Annotated in this window: 14 protein-coding genes; 7 read left to right on the forward strand and 7 right to left on the reverse strand. The window is 55.1% G+C overall.

Going from position 1 to position 16,830, the window contains the following annotated elements; translation table 11 throughout:
• The 4 genes from ACOTZF_RS02210 to ACOTZF_RS02225 form a co-directional block, all read left to right on the forward strand.
• The coding region (locus ACOTZF_RS02210; protein WP_001401901.1) for an IS1 family transposase at positions 1–79 on the forward strand (79 nt) is incomplete at its 5' end.
• 147 nt (positions 80–226) lie between these two features.
• Positions 227–712 (forward strand): Hcp family type VI secretion system effector, encoded by a 486-nt coding sequence (locus ACOTZF_RS02215; RefSeq protein WP_058651181.1) that lies wholly within the window; start codon positions 227–229, stop codon positions 710–712.
• Position 713: 1 nt separating this feature from the next.
• Complete coding sequence (locus ACOTZF_RS02220; RefSeq protein WP_071885244.1) at positions 714–1,130, forward strand: polymorphic toxin type 44 domain-containing protein; 417 nt, start codon at positions 714–716, stop codon at positions 1,128–1,130.
• Positions 1,108–1,515 (forward strand): hypothetical protein, encoded by a 408-nt coding sequence (locus tag ACOTZF_RS02225; protein WP_038984254.1) that lies wholly within the window; start codon positions 1,108–1,110, stop codon positions 1,513–1,515. Before ACOTZF_RS02220 ends, ACOTZF_RS02225 begins: the two co-directional genes overlap by 23 nt.
• Positions 1,516–1,591: 76 nt before the next feature.
• On the opposite strand, the gene ACOTZF_RS02230 is transcribed toward ACOTZF_RS02225, so the two are convergent.
• From ACOTZF_RS02230 to ACOTZF_RS02255, 6 genes are all read right to left on the reverse strand, one after another.
• The gene (locus ACOTZF_RS02230; protein WP_013095324.1) at positions 1,592–2,929 is read right to left on the reverse strand and encodes a hemolysin family protein; all 1,338 of its coding nucleotides are present in this window, start codon (positions 2,927–2,929) and stop codon (positions 1,592–1,594) included.
• A 197-nt stretch (positions 2,930–3,126) separates the two neighbouring features.
• Entirely contained in the window at positions 3,127–4,674 is a 1,548-nt protein-coding gene (locus ACOTZF_RS02235; RefSeq protein ID WP_058680816.1) for an MFS transporter, read from the reverse strand.
• A gap of 82 nt (positions 4,675–4,756) precedes the next feature.
• Positions 4,757–5,776 carry a Gfo/Idh/MocA family protein gene (locus ACOTZF_RS02240; RefSeq protein ID WP_421636043.1) on the reverse strand — a complete coding sequence of 340 codons (1,020 nt, stop codon included), beginning with the start codon at positions 5,774–5,776 and terminating at the stop codon, positions 4,757–4,759.
• Positions 5,777–5,788: 12 nt separating this feature from the next.
• Positions 5,789–6,856 (reverse strand): Gfo/Idh/MocA family protein, encoded by a 1,068-nt coding sequence (locus ACOTZF_RS02245; RefSeq protein ID WP_045292417.1) that lies wholly within the window; start codon positions 6,854–6,856, stop codon positions 5,789–5,791.
• Positions 6,853–8,037, reverse strand: a complete 1,185-nt coding sequence (locus tag ACOTZF_RS02250) for a Gfo/Idh/MocA family protein (RefSeq protein ID WP_058660607.1) — start codon at positions 8,035–8,037, stop codon at positions 6,853–6,855. Before ACOTZF_RS02250 ends, ACOTZF_RS02245 begins: the two co-directional genes overlap by 4 nt.
• Before the next feature lie 16 nt (positions 8,038–8,053).
• Positions 8,054–9,205 (reverse strand): Gfo/Idh/MocA family protein, encoded by a 1,152-nt coding sequence (locus ACOTZF_RS02255; RefSeq protein WP_013095330.1) that lies wholly within the window; start codon positions 9,203–9,205, stop codon positions 8,054–8,056.
• 192 nt (positions 9,206–9,397) lie between these two features.
• Between ACOTZF_RS02255 and ACOTZF_RS02260 the strand changes: the two genes are divergently transcribed.
• The gene (locus ACOTZF_RS02260) at positions 9,398–10,456 is read left to right on the forward strand and encodes a LacI family DNA-binding transcriptional regulator (protein WP_029882373.1); all 1,059 of its coding nucleotides are present in this window, start codon (positions 9,398–9,400) and stop codon (positions 10,454–10,456) included.
• Here the strand turns inward: ACOTZF_RS02260 and msrA are convergent, their stop codons facing one another.
• Positions 10,457–11,098: a peptide-methionine (S)-S-oxide reductase MsrA gene (gene msrA / locus ACOTZF_RS02265; RefSeq protein WP_014830428.1), complete on the reverse strand. Its 642-nt coding sequence runs from the start codon at positions 11,096–11,098 to the stop codon at positions 10,457–10,459.
• A 225-nt stretch (positions 11,099–11,323) separates the two neighbouring features.
• On the opposite strand from msrA, the gene tamA reads away from it, so the two are divergent.
• Together tamA and tamB are read left to right on the forward strand one after the other, a co-directional pair.
• Positions 11,324–13,057, forward strand: a complete 1,734-nt coding sequence (gene tamA, locus ACOTZF_RS02270; protein WP_013095333.1) for an autotransporter assembly complex protein TamA — start codon at positions 11,324–11,326, stop codon at positions 13,055–13,057.
• Positions 13,054–16,830, forward strand: a complete 3,777-nt coding sequence (gene tamB, locus ACOTZF_RS02275) for an autotransporter assembly complex protein TamB (RefSeq protein WP_058660605.1) — start codon at positions 13,054–13,056, stop codon at positions 16,828–16,830. The genes tamA and tamB overlap by 4 nt, the downstream gene beginning before the upstream one ends.

Genomic DNA, 16,830 nt, shown 5'->3' on the forward strand with positions numbered 1-16,830 from the left:
GTCGCTGTCGTTCTCAAAATCGGTGGAGCTGCATGACAAAGTCATCGGGCATTATCTGAACATAAAACACTATCAATAAGTTGGAGTCATTACCTGTGTAGTTATTCTTAAACTCTCTTTCAGTGCTCTCGTTTTGATATAAAACAATAAAAAATTGATTCTCTATTGGCCTTATTGAATAACGCATAAAGAATGCTCATCTCATTAACGAAAAGGAGTTTTAAGGATGGCTATTCCTGCTTATTTATGGCTGAAGGATGATGGTGGTGCGTTAATAAAAGGTGCTGTTGACGTGCAAGATAGAGAGTCAAGTATAGAGATCAATGGGTTTTCACATAATGTATCTATTCCAACAGATCCATTGACAGGAAAAATTACCGGAACAAGGAAGCACTCAAGTATCCTCTTTATGAAAGAATTTGATTGTTTATCTCCCTATCTGTTCAAGGCGGTTTGTACCGGTCAAACGTTAATAAGCGCAGAGTTTAAATGGTATCGTATTAACGATGCGGGTCAGGAAGTTGAGTATAACAACATGTTTCTTGAAAACGTAAAAATTGTCGGAGTTTCTCCTGTCATGCATGATACGAAAGATGCTTCGAAAGAGAAACATAATCACCTTGAATGTGTTGAGATGCGATATGAAAAAATAACATGGAAACACTGTGATGGGAATTTGCTCTTTTCCGATAGCTGGAACGAAAGGGCATAACATGAGACGTCCAGCAATCGCTGTTAAGCCTCAACCTCCTTATGATATTTCTTCATTTTCTCCACCCGGCGTTTCATTATCAAACAACATGATGATTGCGCGGTTCCATCATGGCCCGTCAGCGCTGACCTACTTATGGTTTTATAAGCAAGTAAAAGGGCATGGCCCTTGGGATTATAAAAACATATTAGGTAGGCAATACGAAAATTTTGGAAATTTTCATTTCGGAGCGGTAGGCATTGCCGCCGGAATTGAACCCGAGATATTATTGCGGGCAGCCGGACTTGCTCAAATTCTTGCAGGGACCAGCGACCCTAGTTTTAAAAATTATCAAGGGCCGGATTCACATGGGGATGATCCAACCGATCAGACATGGATTAGAGCAGGAATAGACTATGCTCAACGCTCTGGTTTTTAAAAAGAAGTGGCTATATATAATCGTCGTGATTATTTTGTTAGGGTGTGGCATATGGCGTGTAGTTGATGAATTTCTTTACCTTGAACAAGATATTATACGCCGAGAGAAAGTTGGTGAGTTGTCAACTTTAATTATTACTGAAAGTAATGCTGGAGCAACCACTCCATATGTATACCAATATTACCTATACTCTGCGAAAAAATCGGATGCGGATTTTTTAAATGATCTAAGAAGTGGCTATGAACCTTTCCTGGTGACTACCGCCTCAGATGTGTATGTAAAAATTGAAGATAATTCTATCCATCTTAAGGTTAGTGGTGATATCTTTAAATTTAAGAACGTTGCAGGCTATAGTTTTATATATATGGATTCATCACCGTTCTAAATTTTTTTATCAATGTCAGATACGTACTGCATATGAGTGAAAAAAGAAAGGGCAGTTAATCACTGCCCTTTTGTTATCACGCCGACACCTTCTCTTCCGCATCCGGCAGCTTCGGCACCAGCACGGTCGGTTTGTTATCAATACGCGTCACCAGCAGCTGGTCGATGCGGTAGTTATCAATATCCACCACTTCAAACTTGTAGCCGGAGAACTTCACCGAGTCGGTGCGCTTCGGGATTTTACGCAGCATAAACATCATAAAGCCGCCGATGGTCTCGTAGTTGCCTGACTGCGGGAACTCGTCGATATCCAGCACGCGCATCACGTCGTCGATTGGCGTTGCGCCGTCAATCAGCCATGAGTTCTCATCACGCGCCACAATCTGCTCTTCCAGACCCTGGCCGACCAGGTCACCCATCAGCGTGGTCATGACGTCGTTGAGGGTAATGATACCCACCACCAGCGCGTATTCGTTCATGATAACGGCAAAGTCTTCACCGGCGGTTTTGAAACTTTCCAGCGCTTCAGAGAGCGTCAACGTGTCCGGTACAATCAGGGTATTGCGGATCTGCACGCCGCTGTTGAGCGCCAGGCTTTGGTTCGCCAGCACGCGGTTCAGCAGATCTTTGGAATCCACATAGCCGATGATGTGGTCGATATCTTCATTACAGACCAGGAATTTAGAGTGCGGGTGCTCCGCGACTTTATTCTTCAGGCTCTGCTCGTCTTCATGCAGATCGAACCAAATCACGCTTTCACGGCCCGTCATGGAAGAGGGCACGGTACGGGATTCCAGCTCGAACACATTTTCGATCAGCTCATGCTCTTGCTTGCGCAGCACTCCGGCCAGCGCACCGGCTTCTACCACGGCGTAGATGTCGTCGGAGGTGATGTCATCTTTACGCACCATCGGCAGTTTAAAGATGCGGAAGATGACGTTCGCCAGGCCGTTGAAGAACCACACCAGCGGACGGAACACGAACAGGCAGAAGCGCATCGGGTTGATGATACGCAAAGCCACAGCTTCTGGCGCAATCATACCGATGCGTTTCGGGGTCAGGTCAGCGAACAGGATGAACATCCCGGTGACCAGCGAGAAGGAGAGAATAAAGCTCATCTGCTCGGCAAGTTCGGCGGACATGTACTGCACGAACAGGCTGTAAAAGGCCGGAGAAAACGCTGCATCCCCCACGATACCGCCGAGAATAGCGACCGCGTTCAGGCCAATTTGTACCACGGTGAAGAACGTTCCAGGATTTTCCTGCATCTTCAGGATACGGGAAGCATTGATGTTGCCTTCGTCGGCAAGCAGCTTAAGTTTGATTTTACGGGACGCGGCCAGCGAGATCTCGGATATCGAGAAAAATGCGCTGACGGCTATCAGACAAAGTATTACTAAAATACTGTTTAACATAGTTTATCCGGCTTCTCGCCAGATCCTCGGAAGGGAAGTTGATACCATTTGTGTGGAAACACATTGAACGTCAGCTCGTAGCGTTGAGCTGATTATTTCAGCGGGTAGTATAGCGTAAAGAGATGTAAACCTGCCAGAGGTCACATTTTGAGGCGAAAAGAGGCCGGGCAGGCGGCGAACCGGCCCGGCGAGACGCGCTATTTTGCGGCCGATAACCCGACGTTGTTCACTGCACGACGGGCAGCATCGCCTCCCCACACCTGATCGTACTCATAGCCTGTGAGCTGTTTTATCACCACGCGGGTATTGGCATCGCAGTCGCGGTAATCACCGCCCAGCTTACGGCGGGCAATCTCCTTGAGAAGCAGCTTATGCGTGTCGCGGGTGAGCTTGAATTTATAGGTAGTGAAGAAGCTCACCGCCAGCAGGGCTGCCGTCGCGAAGATCATCAGGCCTATAATCGCCCCCAGCGCGCTTTCAGGCTGTGCGCCGCCGCCCTTCACAAAGCCGGACTCCTGCAGGACCAGGCCAATAATCATGATGGCGATCGCCACGGTGCTTTTGCGGGTCAGGACCATTACCCCGGCAAAAATCCCTTCGCGGCGCTGCTGCGTCACCATCTCGTCAATATCAGGAATGAAGCTGTAGATATTCCACGGTATGTAATAGAGGCCCGCGCGGGTGGCGCCCAGCAGGATAAAGACCGCCGTGAACAGCAGCGTGGGCACCTGGGTTTTGGTCAGGTAGACCGTAAACAGGAACACCAGCACGAAGAATATCCCGCCATAAGAGAGGCGCAAGGCGGCAGAAGGGGAGACATTCAGCCTGTTCAGCAACAGCATAAATCCATATGTGCCAGGTACCGAGGCGAAAGCCGCAATGCTCAGCCAGCCGGAGACGGCTGCCGCGTCCTGGCTCAGACAATACACGACATAATAGGTAAAGACCGAACCGAATACGTCCATCGCCGTAAATGAAAAGATATAAATAATAATATGCAGGCGGAACGCGCGAATACGGAAAGAGGAAAAGAGATCCAGCACCAGATATTTCAGGTGATTAATTAATCCGCTGCTGCGCTGTTTATCCACTTTAAACGTGGATGGCTGTTGCACATCTTTCGCTTCCCAGGTGGTGTACCAGGTAATAAATACCGCAATACAGAATACGCAGGAGAATATCAGCCCGGTAAGAGTATAGGTAAACGGATTATCTTTCCCCGTGAACTGCATAATGACGCCGGGAACGGAAACCGCAAGAAAGCCGCCGAGCTGAGAGCAGATCATACGCACGCCGGAGAGACGGCTACGCTCTTCATACCGGTTAGTCATCTCAGCGGCCAGGGTTTCCCAGGGCACCAGCACCATCGCCGACAATAGCTCAATAGAGAGGTAAGTGCCAAGGTAATACCAGTAACCCATGTCCGTAAGCCACAGCAGGGCATACAGAAACATTAAGGGCGAACTGAGTAATAAAAAGAAGCGGCGACGGCCAAATTTACGCCCGAGCCAGGTATCACCGAAATTATCAGTAATATAACCCATAATCGGGCTTAATAACGCATCAATGACGCGGGCAATAGCAAATATCGAACCCGCTTCGACGACAGAGAGCCCGCAATAGGTGGTGTAAAAAAATAAAAGCCAGGTGCCGATAATGGCGAAAGCGCCTCCGCCAAACAGATCGGTTATACCGTAGCCGAGCGCCACGCCATAACCCACTCTACGTTCAGTTGGTTTGACCATAATAATATCCAGTGTAGGGTAATGATTAACCCGATCTGTCGGGTCGTTTTTTATTTACTGCTGGAATACAAATTACGTTCTATTAATTGATTTCTATCCATTGCCTTAATTGAGATGATCGATAAATAGCCTCCACAAGGGTGAGTGATTTCCCGGCTTCACGGATATCGGTGTAATCCGTGTAACCGGGGTGAGTGATAGCCTGATAAAAACGGCGGATCGCCTGCTGGTGGCCCAGCCCCCAGTAGCTTTTGACCGAACCGTCCGGGGAGTCGTCGCAGGTGAGCCTGACGCGCTCGCCCGGCGTCACGCGCCAGAGCGTGTTGTTGTTCAGCAGCAGCGAGCCCTGCTCGCAGTGGATCTCCATCAGAAGCGGGGAATCGGTGGTATTGCAGTTGCTGGCGTAAAACAGGCCGCGCGCGCCGTTAGCAAAGTGCAGCGTGGCCATCGCGCTGTCTTCGCCTTCCGTCACGTCCGCCAGCTCACCGCTATCCACCACGCCTTTCACACGCGTCACGCCGCCGGCGAACCACTGCATCAGGTCGAGGGTATGAATGGCCTGGTTGATCAGCAGGCTGCCTCCTTCCGTAGCCAGTCGCCCACGCCACGGACTTTGGGTGTAGTACGCGCCCGAGCGTGACCACGTCAGCACCGCTTTGATGCTGAGCATTTTTCCCAGCTCGCCTTCGTCCAGCGCCTGGCGAATGCGCAGGCTGGTGGGGTTGAGCCGGTTCTGATAACACACGCCGAGCAGACCCGTAGCCTGGTCAGCGGCGCGGGTGATATCCACCAGTTCGCTGCTGTTCATGCCCACCGGTTTTTCGCAGAAAACATGCTTTCCGGCGGCGAGGGCCGCCAGAATCATGCTTTTATGCTCAAAGTGCGGCGTGCAGATATGGACCACATCGCTGGCATCATCCAGCAGCATCTCCCGGTAATCCTGATAGAAGCGGCACTGATAGCCCAATGCCAGCTTCAGTCCTTTGACGCTGTCGATATCTGCCAGCGCGCGCAGCGCAACGTTGGGGAGCTGGCGCAGCGCATTCACGTGGCAACCGTGAATCGCTCCGGCGCCGATCACCGCCGTGTTCAGGAGCTTCATTGTCGCCTCCCGTTATGCCGTTGCGTTGGCCAGCATCTGTGCCTTCACGCAGAGCTCCGCCGCCTTAAAGGCGTGAGCCTGGGTCATGGCATGTTCAGTACGATGCAAACAATCGAGGATCAGCTCGCCAAAGAACGGGAATCCGACCTGGCCGGCGACCGGATAACGGAACTCCCCCTCGTTATTGACGAGATACACCACGTCCTGTTCACCACGGGTGAGATCGACATATTTGCGGATCTCGATATAGCCTTCGGTGCCCAGCAGCGTCAGGCGGCCATCGCCCCAGGTCGAGAGCCCGTCAGGGGTAAACCAGTCGCAGCGGAAATAGCCGCTGGCGCCGTTTTCCCCTTTCAGCATGGCATCGCCAAAATCTTCGAAGGCGGGGTACTGGGGGTGTTTAACGTTCCGTACCTGGCTTGCCACCACGGAGGCGTCGCTGTTGCCGGTGTAAAACAGGAACTGCTCAATCTGATGGCTGCCGATATCGCACAGAATGCCGCCGAAATAGCGCCGATCGTAGAACCAGTCCGGGCGGCCGGTCCCTTCCCGGTGCGGGCCCGTCCCCAGCGTTTGTACGACGCGGCCAATGGCCCCTTGCTGCACCAGCTGTCCGGCAAAGACCGCGCTCTCAACGTGCAGACGTTCGCTGTAATACACGGCGTATTTTCGGCCCGTCTTTTCCACCATGGCTTTTGCATCTGCCAGTTGTTCAAGGGTGGTAAGGGGGGCTTTATCGGTGAAGTAGTCTTTGCCTGCGGCCATCGCTTTTAGCCCCAGCGCACAGCGCTCGGCGGGAATGGCGGCGCCAGCTACCAGACGCACCTCATCGTCGGCGAGTATGACATCCAGGGAGTCAGCAACCCTGGCCTGCGGATACTGCTGAATGAATTTATCCACTTTTGCCGGATCGGGGTCGTAGACCCATTTCAGCGTGGCGCCCGCTTCAATCAGGCCGTTACTCATGCCGTAGATATGGCCGTGGTCGAGCGCGGCAGCGGCAAAGACAAACTCTCCTTCCCTGACAACGGGCTGAGGTTTACCCACTGGCGCGTAGTTCATGCCGTCATTTTTGTTCATGGTGTTACTCCTTCATCCAGATCTTTGCCCAGGGGAATCGCACCGACTTCGCTGAAGTTGGCGACGCTTGCGGATTTTTCATAAAAACGGGGGGCGAGGGCGTTGGTCCCGCCGGTACGGTAAAACGGATCGTCGCGTTGAATCGGCAGCGAAACCACGCAGCGGGTGATGGCGGATTTATAGATCGCGGTTATCAGCTCCAGCGAACGTTTGCCCTGCAGGCCATCTACTAACGGCGCCGTGCCGTGCTCGATGGCATACAGCAGGTCGTTAATCTGCCCGGTGTGCAGCGTCCATTCGAGCTTCGGCGTCTCGTGAAAAACGGCGTTAAGCTGCGCTTCCCGCTCCAGGTCCCGATCATTCTGGGGGAAGCCGTTATCAGCGCTGACGCTGGCAAAGGCCTGCCACGGTGCAGAGATGCGCGCCTTTTCACCCTGGATAATGATTTTCTGATCTTCTCCGTGGTGCACGACCGAGGCGGTTAGCTGAGTGAGTGCGCCGCTGGGGTATTTAAATATTGCCGCGCTGAGATCTTCGACTTCAGCGTTGTCGTGCGCCACGTTGGTCATCATAGCCACCACTTCAGACGGGAAGCCCAGCATCCACTGAATGGCGTCGATGTGGTGAACAGCGTGGTTAAGGGTGCAGCCGCCGCCCTCTTTTTCCCAGGTGCCGCGCCACCACAGGTCGTAGTAGCAGTGTCCGCGCCACCAGAACGAGTCCACCTGGGCATGGCACACCTTGCCAGCAAGGCCCGAATCCAGCGCCGCTTTTAAACGCCAGAAGGCATCGGTAAAGCGGTTTTGAGCGATGATGGCGAGCAATTTACCGCTGGCCTGTTGCGCGGCGATCATGGCGTCGCACTCCTCCAGCGAGGCGGCCATCGGTTTTTCGCACAGCACATGGCAACCCGCATTGAGGGCATTAATGCTTATCTCTGCATGAACGTAGGGCGGCGTGCAGACGTCGACGATATCGATATCTGGCTCTGACGCCAGCATCTGCTCGTGGCTTTCATACACGCGTGCGTCCGTCAGGTTGTAGCGTGCTTTTTTCTCGTGGGCTTTTTCCGGGTAGATATCGACCAGCGCGACGATCCGGCAGCGTTGGCCAAACTGCAAATAACCCTGAATATGGTTATGCGAGATATTTCCTGTTCCCACGATGGCGACATTTAACATCGTTTCTTCTCCTGAGTTACCAGGTGCCGGAGGCATCCAGCGTGACGCTGGCGGTCTCTTTAGCCACTGAGGTGCTGATACGCTGTTGAAGCAAGCGCAGATACTGTTTCTCGTTGAGCGGGAGGTCGACCCAGTCGTCGGTCCAGGTGGAGAGGTGCATGGCGTTGGAGAGCGTTAACCCGTGGATCCCTTCCAGCCCCGGGGCAATGAGCGGCTCGCCGCGCAGGATGGCGCCGCAGAAATTGGCGGTAATAACGTGGTGTTCGCTGCATTCCGGGCCGACGGGAAGCGTGACCTCCCAGCATTCCGGTTCACCAAAGCCGTTTTGCCAGCGGGCGTTGAAGGCGGTTTCAGATTCCCGCAGCCGCCAGTAGCGCAGTTTCCCTTCTTCGACGACCACCTTGCCGCGATCGCCGACGATCTCCAGCCGGTTGGTCCCCGGCGTTTCAGCCACGGTCGTGATAAATACGCCCGTCGCACCGTTGGCGTACTCGGCGTAGGCGGTGACCTCATCTTCCACTTCAATGTCGCGATGCTTACCAAACTGGCAAAACGCGCGCAGACGGATCGGCATACCAACCAGCCACTGCCAGAGATCGAGCTGATGTGGGTCCTGATTGAGCAGTACGCCACCGCCTTCTCCTTTCCAGGTGGCGCGCCAGCCGCCGGAGTTGTAGTAGCTCTGCGAGCGATACCAGTTGGTAATGATCCAGTTGGAGCGGCGGATCTCACCCAGCTCGCCGCTGTCGATCAGATCTTTCACCTTCTGGTAGAGCGGATTCGGGCGCTGGTTGTACATGATGCCGAACACCACATCGCAGGTCCGGGCACAGGCGTTCATTTCCTGCACCTGCGCCGTATATACGCCGGCCGGTTTTTCGCAGAGCGTGTGGATGCCGTGGCGCATTGCCAGCATCGACAGACGCGGATGCTCGTAGTGCGGCGTTGCGACAATCACCGCGTCGATAAGCCCGCTCTGAAGCATCTCCTGCGCATCGCTGAAAAGGGGGAGGGAGCCGACCAGCTGGCGAATGGCCGGATGCTTTTCCGGTGCATTATCACAAACCGCCGCCAGGCATGCGTCACTGACCGTACCCGCCAGTAAATAACGCGCGTGGACCGTACCGATATTACCTATTCCGATAATGCCAAAACGTACCTTCTCCATGTCACACCTTAATTTCAGTTGAAATGAGGGATGACCGGAAAATAGGAAAGGGGAGCCGCAGCGACAATGTGTTTTTGTGAGAATACTCGCAAGCTGTTTAAGTAATCTCCAGGGTCTCTGAAATTTGGTTTTAAAATCAAAGCGCTGTTTCTGCAAATATTTGCAAAAACTGATTGAGAGCGAGGTCACACTATGCCGGGCAGATTAAAAATGGAGGAGATTGCGACCCTGACGGGGTATTCCGTCAGCACGGTTTCGCGGGTATTAAGCGGCAAGTCTTATGCCAGCGATAAAGCCCGTGACGCGATCGTTCGCACCGCGCGCGAATTAGGTGTTCTGGAGGCAATGGCAAGCGGAAGGCTGTTAATTAACGGTATCGCTGTCTTTGCCCCGGAAAGAACTTTTCAGGGGCGTGGAGACATTTTTTATCTGGAAGTGACCAAAGGCATTGCTGAAGCGTGCGCCCCGCATAACGTGTGGGTCAGTTGCTGCGGATTAGAAGAGCAGCACGCCGACGTGAAATTGTTTATGGAAAAGGCCAGCCATAAGAATATAAACGCAATAATAATTATTGGAACTGATGATTCCACCATCTTTAAACTGGCGAGCACGCTGAATAAGCCCTGCGTATTGATTAACTCCGTTGATCGTGATCGGGTGCTGGACGCCGTATCACCCGATCACCGGGCGATTGGTTTCACCGCCATGCAGTACCTTTTTGAGCAGGGGCACCGCCGTGTGCTCACGCTCACCTGCCTGCGGCGTGAGACGCTGTATGCGCGTCTGGACGGCATTAAAGAGGCGTACCGCCATTTTCACGTGGCCTTTGATCCCCAGCGTGATTTGCTGGTGACGGAGTGGTTTACGGCAGAGGAGGCCGAGCGGGCGCTGGATGCATGGCTGTTAAGTCATGACAGATCGCAGTGGCCAGAGGTGATTTTCCCGAACAGTACCAGCATGACGGAGGGGGTGATCAGGGCGTTAACGCGCCACGGGCTGCGCATTCCGGAAGACATTTCGCTCATTACGACCGATTTTGCATGGAATTTAGCGCACCGTCTGGAAAAACCGATCACAGGCGTCACGGTGCCCTGCCGTGAGCTGGGGATTGAGGCCGTACACCTGCTGCAAACGCGGCTCAACCGACCTCAGGCGCCGGTCTATAACCTGCTGTTGCAGGGCAAAGTCATGGATTACGGCTCAGTCAGTAATGCCACGCGCCACGCGGCTCGCGTGGCGCTGGATCAGTAATCAGGCAAGCTGCGGCGGCAGGCACACGCCGATGCCACCAATTCCGCAGTAGCCGTACGGATTTTTGTGCAGATACTGCTGGTGGTCGTCCTCGGCATAGTAGAACGGTTTCGCGGTGGTGATTTCCGTTGTCACCTCGCGCGTATCACCTGCGTCGCGCATGGCCTGCTGGAAACGCTCCTTACTGGCGAGTGCGGCGGCTTCCTGCTCAGGCGTGAGCGGATAAATCGCCGAACGATACTGGGTGCCATGGTCATTACCCTGACGCATACCCTGCGCCGGGTCGTGGTTTTCCCAGAATACCTGCAGCAGCTGTTCATAGCTGATGACGGACGGGTCGTATACCACGCGTACGGCTTCAGCATGGCCGGTCTCGCCGGAGCAGACTTCGCGGTAGGTGGGGTTTGGCGTATATCCGCCCGTGTAGCCCGCCGCGGTGCTGTAGACGCCAGGCAACTGCCAGTAGAGGCGTTCCACGCCCCAGAAGCAGCCCATGGCAAACAGGGCGATTTCCATGCCTTCAGGTACGTTGGTCATGGAATGGCCATTCACGGCGTGTAAGGTTGCGACTGGCATAGGGGTGTTGCGTCCCGGTAATGCATCTGCTTGTGAAACCAGATGCTTTTTGTCGAATAAACTCACGATGGGGCCTCCCGGGGTGCGATGTTTCGGTTAAGGTTGTCACGAAGCGTTTAATTGAACACAATAAATGCGCTGAATGAGTCTAGATTTAATCATAAGAAATATTTGGGTGTTACACCCTTTTTCAACCCGAGAATTGGGTTTTTTGGCTAACAGGCCGTATTTTGCCGCGGAGCGGCACTTCATTTGCTTCCAGGGTGGAAACAGGGATATTCAGGAGAGAACGTGACAAAAATCCGCCAGTTATGTTTGGTCAGTGTCTTGCTGACAAGCGGGGTTGCCAGCGCGGCGAATGTCCGTTTGCAGGTTGAGGGGTTATCCGGGGCGCTGGAAAAAAACGTGCGTGCACAGCTGTCGACGATTGAAAGTGACGAAGTGACGCCGGACCGGCGTTTTCGTGCACGCGTGGATGACGCGATACGCGAAGGGCTAAAAGCCCTGGGATATTACGAACCCACCATCGATTTCGATCTCCGCCCACCGCCAAAAAAGGGGCGGCAGGTGCTTATTGCCCGCGTCTCGCCGGGTGAGCCGGTGCTGATAGGCGGCACCAATGTGGTGTTACGCGGCGGCGCGCGTACCGATCGCGATTATCTGGATCTGCTCAGTACGCGGCCTAAAATCGGTACCGTACTGAATCACGGTGATTACGACAGTTTCAAAAAATCGCTGACGAGCGTCTCCTTACGAAAGGGCTACTTCGACAGCCAGTTCAATAAAAGCCAGCTGGGCATTGCGCTGGGCAGACGCCAGGCTTTCTGGGATATCGACTATGACAGCGGCGAACGCTACCGCTTTGGCGACGTGACGTTCGAAGGCTCGCAAATTCGTGAAGAGTACCTGCAAAACCTCGTGCCGTTCAAAAAGGGTGACTACTACCATTCACGCGATCTGGCCGAGCTGAACCGCCGCCTGTCGGCAACCGGGTGGTTTAATTCGGTGGTCGTTGCGCCGGAGTTTGAAAAGGCCCGCAAAACCAAGGTATTACCGCTGCACGGTGTGGTGTCGCCACGCACCGAAAACACCATTGAGACCGGGGCTGGCTATTCAACGGACGTGGGGCCGCGCGTGAGGGCGACCTGGAAAAAGCCGTGGATGAACTCGTACGGCCATAGCCTGACCACCAGTGCCAGTATCTCAGCCCCGGAGCAACAGCTCGACTTCAGCTACAAAATTCCGCTGCTGAAGAACCCGCTTGAGCAGTATTACCTGGTCCAGGGGGGCTTTAAGCGTACCGATCTGAACGATACCGAGTCGGATTCCACCACGCTTGCCGTATCCCGATTCTGGGATCTCTCCAGCGGCTGGCAGCGCGCCATTAACCTGCGCTGGAGTCTTGACCACTTTACCCAGGCCAACGTCACCAACACCACCATGCTGCTCTATCCGGGGGTGATGATCAGCCGTACCCGCTCACGCGGCGGCCTGATGCCGACCTGGGGCGATTCCCAGCGTTACTCTATCGATTACTCCAACACCATGTGGGGTTCCGATGTGGATTTCTCGGTGATTCAGGCGCAAAACGTCTGGATCCGCACGCTGTATGACAAACACCGCTTTGTGATGCGCGGGAACCTCGGCTGGATTGAAACCGGCGACTTCGACAAAGTCCCGCCCGACCTGCGCTTCTTCGCCGGGGGCGACCGCAGTATCCGCGGCTACAAATACAAATCCATCGCGCCTAAAGATGATGACGGCAAGCTGATCGGGGCCTCCAAGCTGGCGACCGGCTCGCTGGAGTACCAGTACAACGTCAGCGGAAAATGGTGGGGCGCCATGTTTGTGGACGGCGGCGAAGCGGTGAGCGATATCCGCCGCAGTGATTTCAAAACCGGCGCGGGCGTGGGCGTGCGCTGGCAGTCGCCCGTCGGGCCCATCAAGCTCGACTTCGCTGTGCCGGTGGGTGACAAAGAAGAACACGGTTTACAGTTTTACATCGGTCTGGGGCCTGAATTATGAGTTTATGGAAGAAGATAAGCCTCGGAGTACTGATTTTTATCGTGCTGCTGCTCGGTACGGTGGCGTTTCTGGTGGGCACGACAACCGGCCTGCATCTGCTGTTTAACGCGGCGAACCGCTGGGTACCCGGGCTGGAAATCGGCCAGGTGACGGGCGGCTGGCGCGATCTACGTCTGAAGAATATTCGCTACGAGCAGCCTGGCGTTGCGGTCAACGCGGGCGAGTTTCACCTTGCCGTCAGGCTGGGTTGCCTGCGGGACAGTAAGCTCTGCGTCAACGACCTGTCGCTAAAAGATGTGAACGTGGCGATTGATTCGGAGAAAATGCCGAAATCAGCGCCGGTTGAAGAAGAGGACAGCGGCCCGCTGAATCTCTCGACGCCGTACCCGATTGCGCTTTATCGGGTGGCGCTGGACAACGTCAATGTCAAAATCGATGACACCACCGTATCGGTGATGGATTTCACCTCCGGCCTGCGCTGGCAGGAGAAAAACCTCACCCTGACGCCAACCACCCTGCAGGGATTGCTGATCGCGCTGCCGAAGGTGGCGGACGTGGCGCAAGAGGAGATCGTCGAGCCGAAGATCCAGAACCCACAGCCGGAAGAGAAACCGCTGGGTGAAACGCTGAAAGATCTGTTCTCGAAGCCCGTCCTGCCGGAGATGACGGACGTGCACCTGCCGCTGAACCTGAATATCGAAGCGTTCAAGGGCGAGCAGTTGCGTCTGACTGGCGACACCGATCTCACGGTCTATAACATGTTGCTGAAGGTCAGCAGCATCGACGGCAACATGAAGCTCGACGCGCTGGATATCGACACCAACCAGGGCTCTGTCAATGCCTCGGGTCATGCCCTGCTGCGTGACAACTGGCCGGTGGATATTACCCTGAACAGCGCGCTCAACATCGACCCGCTGAAAGGCGAAAAAGTGAAGGTTAAGGTGGGCGGCGCGCTACGCGACAAGCTGGATGTCGGGGTGAATCTCTCCGGCCCGGTGGACATGGTTCTGCGCGCGCAAACCCAGCTGGCGGAAGTCGGACTGCCACTTAACCTTGAGGTGGTCAGCAAGCAGCTGTACTGGCCGTTCACTGGCGAAAAACAGTTCCAGGCCGATGACCTGAAGCTGAAGCTGAGCGGCAAGATGACCGATTACACGCTGTCGTTCCGTACCGCCGTGAAGGGCCAGGACGTGCCACCCGCCACGATCACGCTGGATGCAAAAGGGAATGAACAGCAGGTTAATCTCGACAAACTGACCGTTGCGGCGCTGGAAGGCAAAACCGAGCTGACCGCGCTGCTCGACTGGCAGCAGGCGATCAGCTGGCGCGGTGAGCTGAAGCTCTCGGGGATTAACACGGCGAAAGAGGTGCCGGACTGGCCGTCAAAACTGGACGGTCTTATCAAAACCCGCGGCAGCCTGTACGGCGGCACGTGGCAGATGGATGTCCCGGAAATCAAGCTCACCGGTAACGTGAAGCAGAACAAGGTTAACGTAGAAGGTTCGCTCAAAGGCAACAGCTACCTGCAGTGGGTGATCCCGGGTCTGCACGTGGCGCTGGGGCGCAACACGGCGGATATCAAAGGTGAACTGGGGGTGAAAGATCTGAACCTCGACGCCACTATCGATGCGCCGAATCTGGATAACGCCCTTCCGGGGCTTGGCGGCACGGCGAAGGGGCTGCTTAAGGTGCGCGGCACGGTGGATGCACCGCAGTTGCTGGCGGATATCACGGCCAGTAACCTGCGCTGGCAGGAGCTGTCCATCGCCCGCGTTCGCGTTGACGGGGATGTGAAATCCACCGATCAGATCGGCGGTAACCTGAACCTGCGCGTGGAACGCATTTCTCAGCCGGACGTGAACATTAATCTGGTGACCCTGGACGCCAAAGGCAACGAGAAGCAGCACGACCTCCAGCTGCGCGTGCAGGGCGAGCCGGTTTCCGGGCAGCTTCACCTGACGGGGAGCTTCGACCGCAAGGCGGAGCGCTGGAAAGGGACGCTCGACAATACCCGTTTCAACACCCCGGTAGGGCCATTGGTGCTGTCACGCGCTATTGCCCTGGACTACCGCAATGCCGAACAAAAGATCAGCATTGGCCCACACTGCTGGACCAACCCGAATGCGGAGCTGTGCGTGCCGCAGACCATCGACGCGGGAGCGGAAGGGCGCGCGCAGATCACCCTCAATCGTTTTGATCTGGCGATGTTAAAACCGTTCATGCCGGATACCACTCAGGCGAGCGGCGTCTTTAGCGGGAAGGCCGATGTGGCCTGGGACACCACCAAAGAGGGGCTGCCACAGGGCAGCGTGACGCTTTCTGGCCGCAACGTGAAGGTGACACAGGATGTCAACAACGCGCCGCTGCCGGTGGCGTTTGATACCCTGAACCTGAGCGCCGATCTGCACAACAACCGGGCCGAGCTGGGGTGGCTTATCCGCCTGACCAATAATGGCCAGTTCGACGGTAAGGTGCAGATTACCGACCCACAAGGGCGACGTAATCTGGGCGGTAACGTCTCTATTCGCAACTTCAACCTGGCGATGGTTAACCCGATTTTCTCGCGCGGTGAAAAAGCGGCGGGGATGCTCAACGCGAACCTGCGGCTGGCGGGCAACGCGCAAAGCCCGCAGCTGTTCGGTCAGATGCAGCTAAACGGTGTGGATATCGACGGCAACTTTATGCCGTTCGATATGCAGCCAAGCCAGATTACGATGAACTTCAACGGGATGAGCTCAACGCTGAACGGCTCGGTGCTGACCCAGCAGGGGCAAATCAACCTCAGCGGTGACGCCGACTGGAGCCAGCTTGATAACTGGCGCGCCCGTATCGCCGCGAAAGGCAGCAAGGTGAGGATCACCGTACCGCCGATGGTACGCCTGGATGTCTCGCCGGATATCGTCTTTGAAGCAACGCCGAGCCTCTTTACCCTCGACGGGAACGTGGACGTGCCGTGGGCGCGCATCGTGGTTCACGAGGTGCCGGAAAGCGCGGTGGGCGTCTCCAGTGATGAAGTGATGCTCGACGATAACCTCAAGCCGATTAATCAGCAAAGCGCGGGCATTCCGATCAACAGCAATCTTACCGTGCATGTGGGGAATAACGTTCGTCTGAACGCGTTTGGGCTGAAGGCACGCCTGACGGGTGACCTGAAAGTGGCGCAAGACAGACAGGGGCTTGGCCTGAATGGGCAGATCAACATTCCTGAAGGGCGCTTCCATGCTTATGGTCAGGATTTGATTGTGCGTAAAGGTGAACTGCTGTTCTCCGGTCCGCCGGATCAGCCGCTGCTCAACATTGAAGCGATTCGTAACCCGGAAGCGACAGAAAACGACGTGATTGCGGGCGTGCGCGTCACCGGTTCGGCCGACGAACCGAAGGCGGAGATCTTCTCTGACCCGGCGATGTCCCAGCAGGAAGCACTCTCTTACCTGCTGCGTGGTCAGGGCCTGGATAGCGGCCAAAGCGACAGTGCAGCGATGACCTCAATGTTAGTGGGTCTGGGGGTTGCACAAAGTGGTCAGGTTGTGGGTAAAATCGGTGAGACATTCGGCGTAAGCAATCTGGCGCTGGACACCCAGGGCGTGGGTGACTCCTCGCAGGTGGTGGTCAGCGGCTATGTACTGCCGGGTCTGCAGGTAAAATATGGCGTGGGGATCTTTGACTCGCTGGCAACTCTCACGTTACGCTATCGCCTGATGCCTAAGCTATATCTGGAAGCAGTGTCCGGCGTAGACCAGGCACTTGATCTGCTCTATCAGTTTGAGTTTTAG

This window comes from Enterobacter cloacae complex sp. SHL021 (assembly GCF_049237765.1).
GTDB classification, from domain to species: domain Bacteria; phylum Pseudomonadota; class Gammaproteobacteria; order Enterobacterales; family Enterobacteriaceae; genus Enterobacter; species Enterobacter cloacae.

What these genes read in the sequence shown, in the direction of transcription:
- ACOTZF_RS02215 (WP_058651181.1), top strand. Translation starts at nt 227, where the DNA reads ATGGCTATTCCTGCTTATTTATGGCTGAAGGATGATGGTGGTGCGTTA.
- ACOTZF_RS02220 (WP_071885244.1), top strand. Translation starts at nt 714, where the DNA reads ATGAGACGTCCAGCAATCGCTGTTAAGCCTCAACCTCCTTATGATATT.
- ACOTZF_RS02225 (WP_038984254.1), top strand. Translation starts at nt 1,108, where the DNA reads ATGCTCAACGCTCTGGTTTTTAAAAAGAAGTGGCTATATATAATCGTC.
- ACOTZF_RS02230 (WP_013095324.1), bottom strand. Translation starts at nt 2,929, where the DNA reads ATGTTAAACAGTATTTTAGTAATACTTTGTCTGATAGCCGTCAGCGCA.
- ACOTZF_RS02235 (WP_058680816.1), bottom strand. Translation starts at nt 4,674, where the DNA reads ATGGTCAAACCAACTGAACGTAGAGTGGGTTATGGCGTGGCGCTCGGC.
- ACOTZF_RS02240 (WP_421636043.1), bottom strand. Translation starts at nt 5,776, where the DNA reads ATGAAGCTCCTGAACACGGCGGTGATCGGCGCCGGAGCGATTCACGGT.
- ACOTZF_RS02245 (WP_045292417.1), bottom strand. Translation starts at nt 6,856, where the DNA reads ATGAACAAAAATGACGGCATGAACTACGCGCCAGTGGGTAAACCTCAG.
- ACOTZF_RS02250 (WP_058660607.1), bottom strand. Translation starts at nt 8,037, where the DNA reads ATGTTAAATGTCGCCATCGTGGGAACAGGAAATATCTCGCATAACCAT.
- ACOTZF_RS02255 (WP_013095330.1), bottom strand. Translation starts at nt 9,205, where the DNA reads ATGGAGAAGGTACGTTTTGGCATTATCGGAATAGGTAATATCGGTACG.
- ACOTZF_RS02260 (WP_029882373.1), top strand. Translation starts at nt 9,398, where the DNA reads ATGCCGGGCAGATTAAAAATGGAGGAGATTGCGACCCTGACGGGGTAT.
- tamB (WP_058660605.1), top strand. Translation starts at nt 13,054, where the DNA reads ATGAGTTTATGGAAGAAGATAAGCCTCGGAGTACTGATTTTTATCGTG.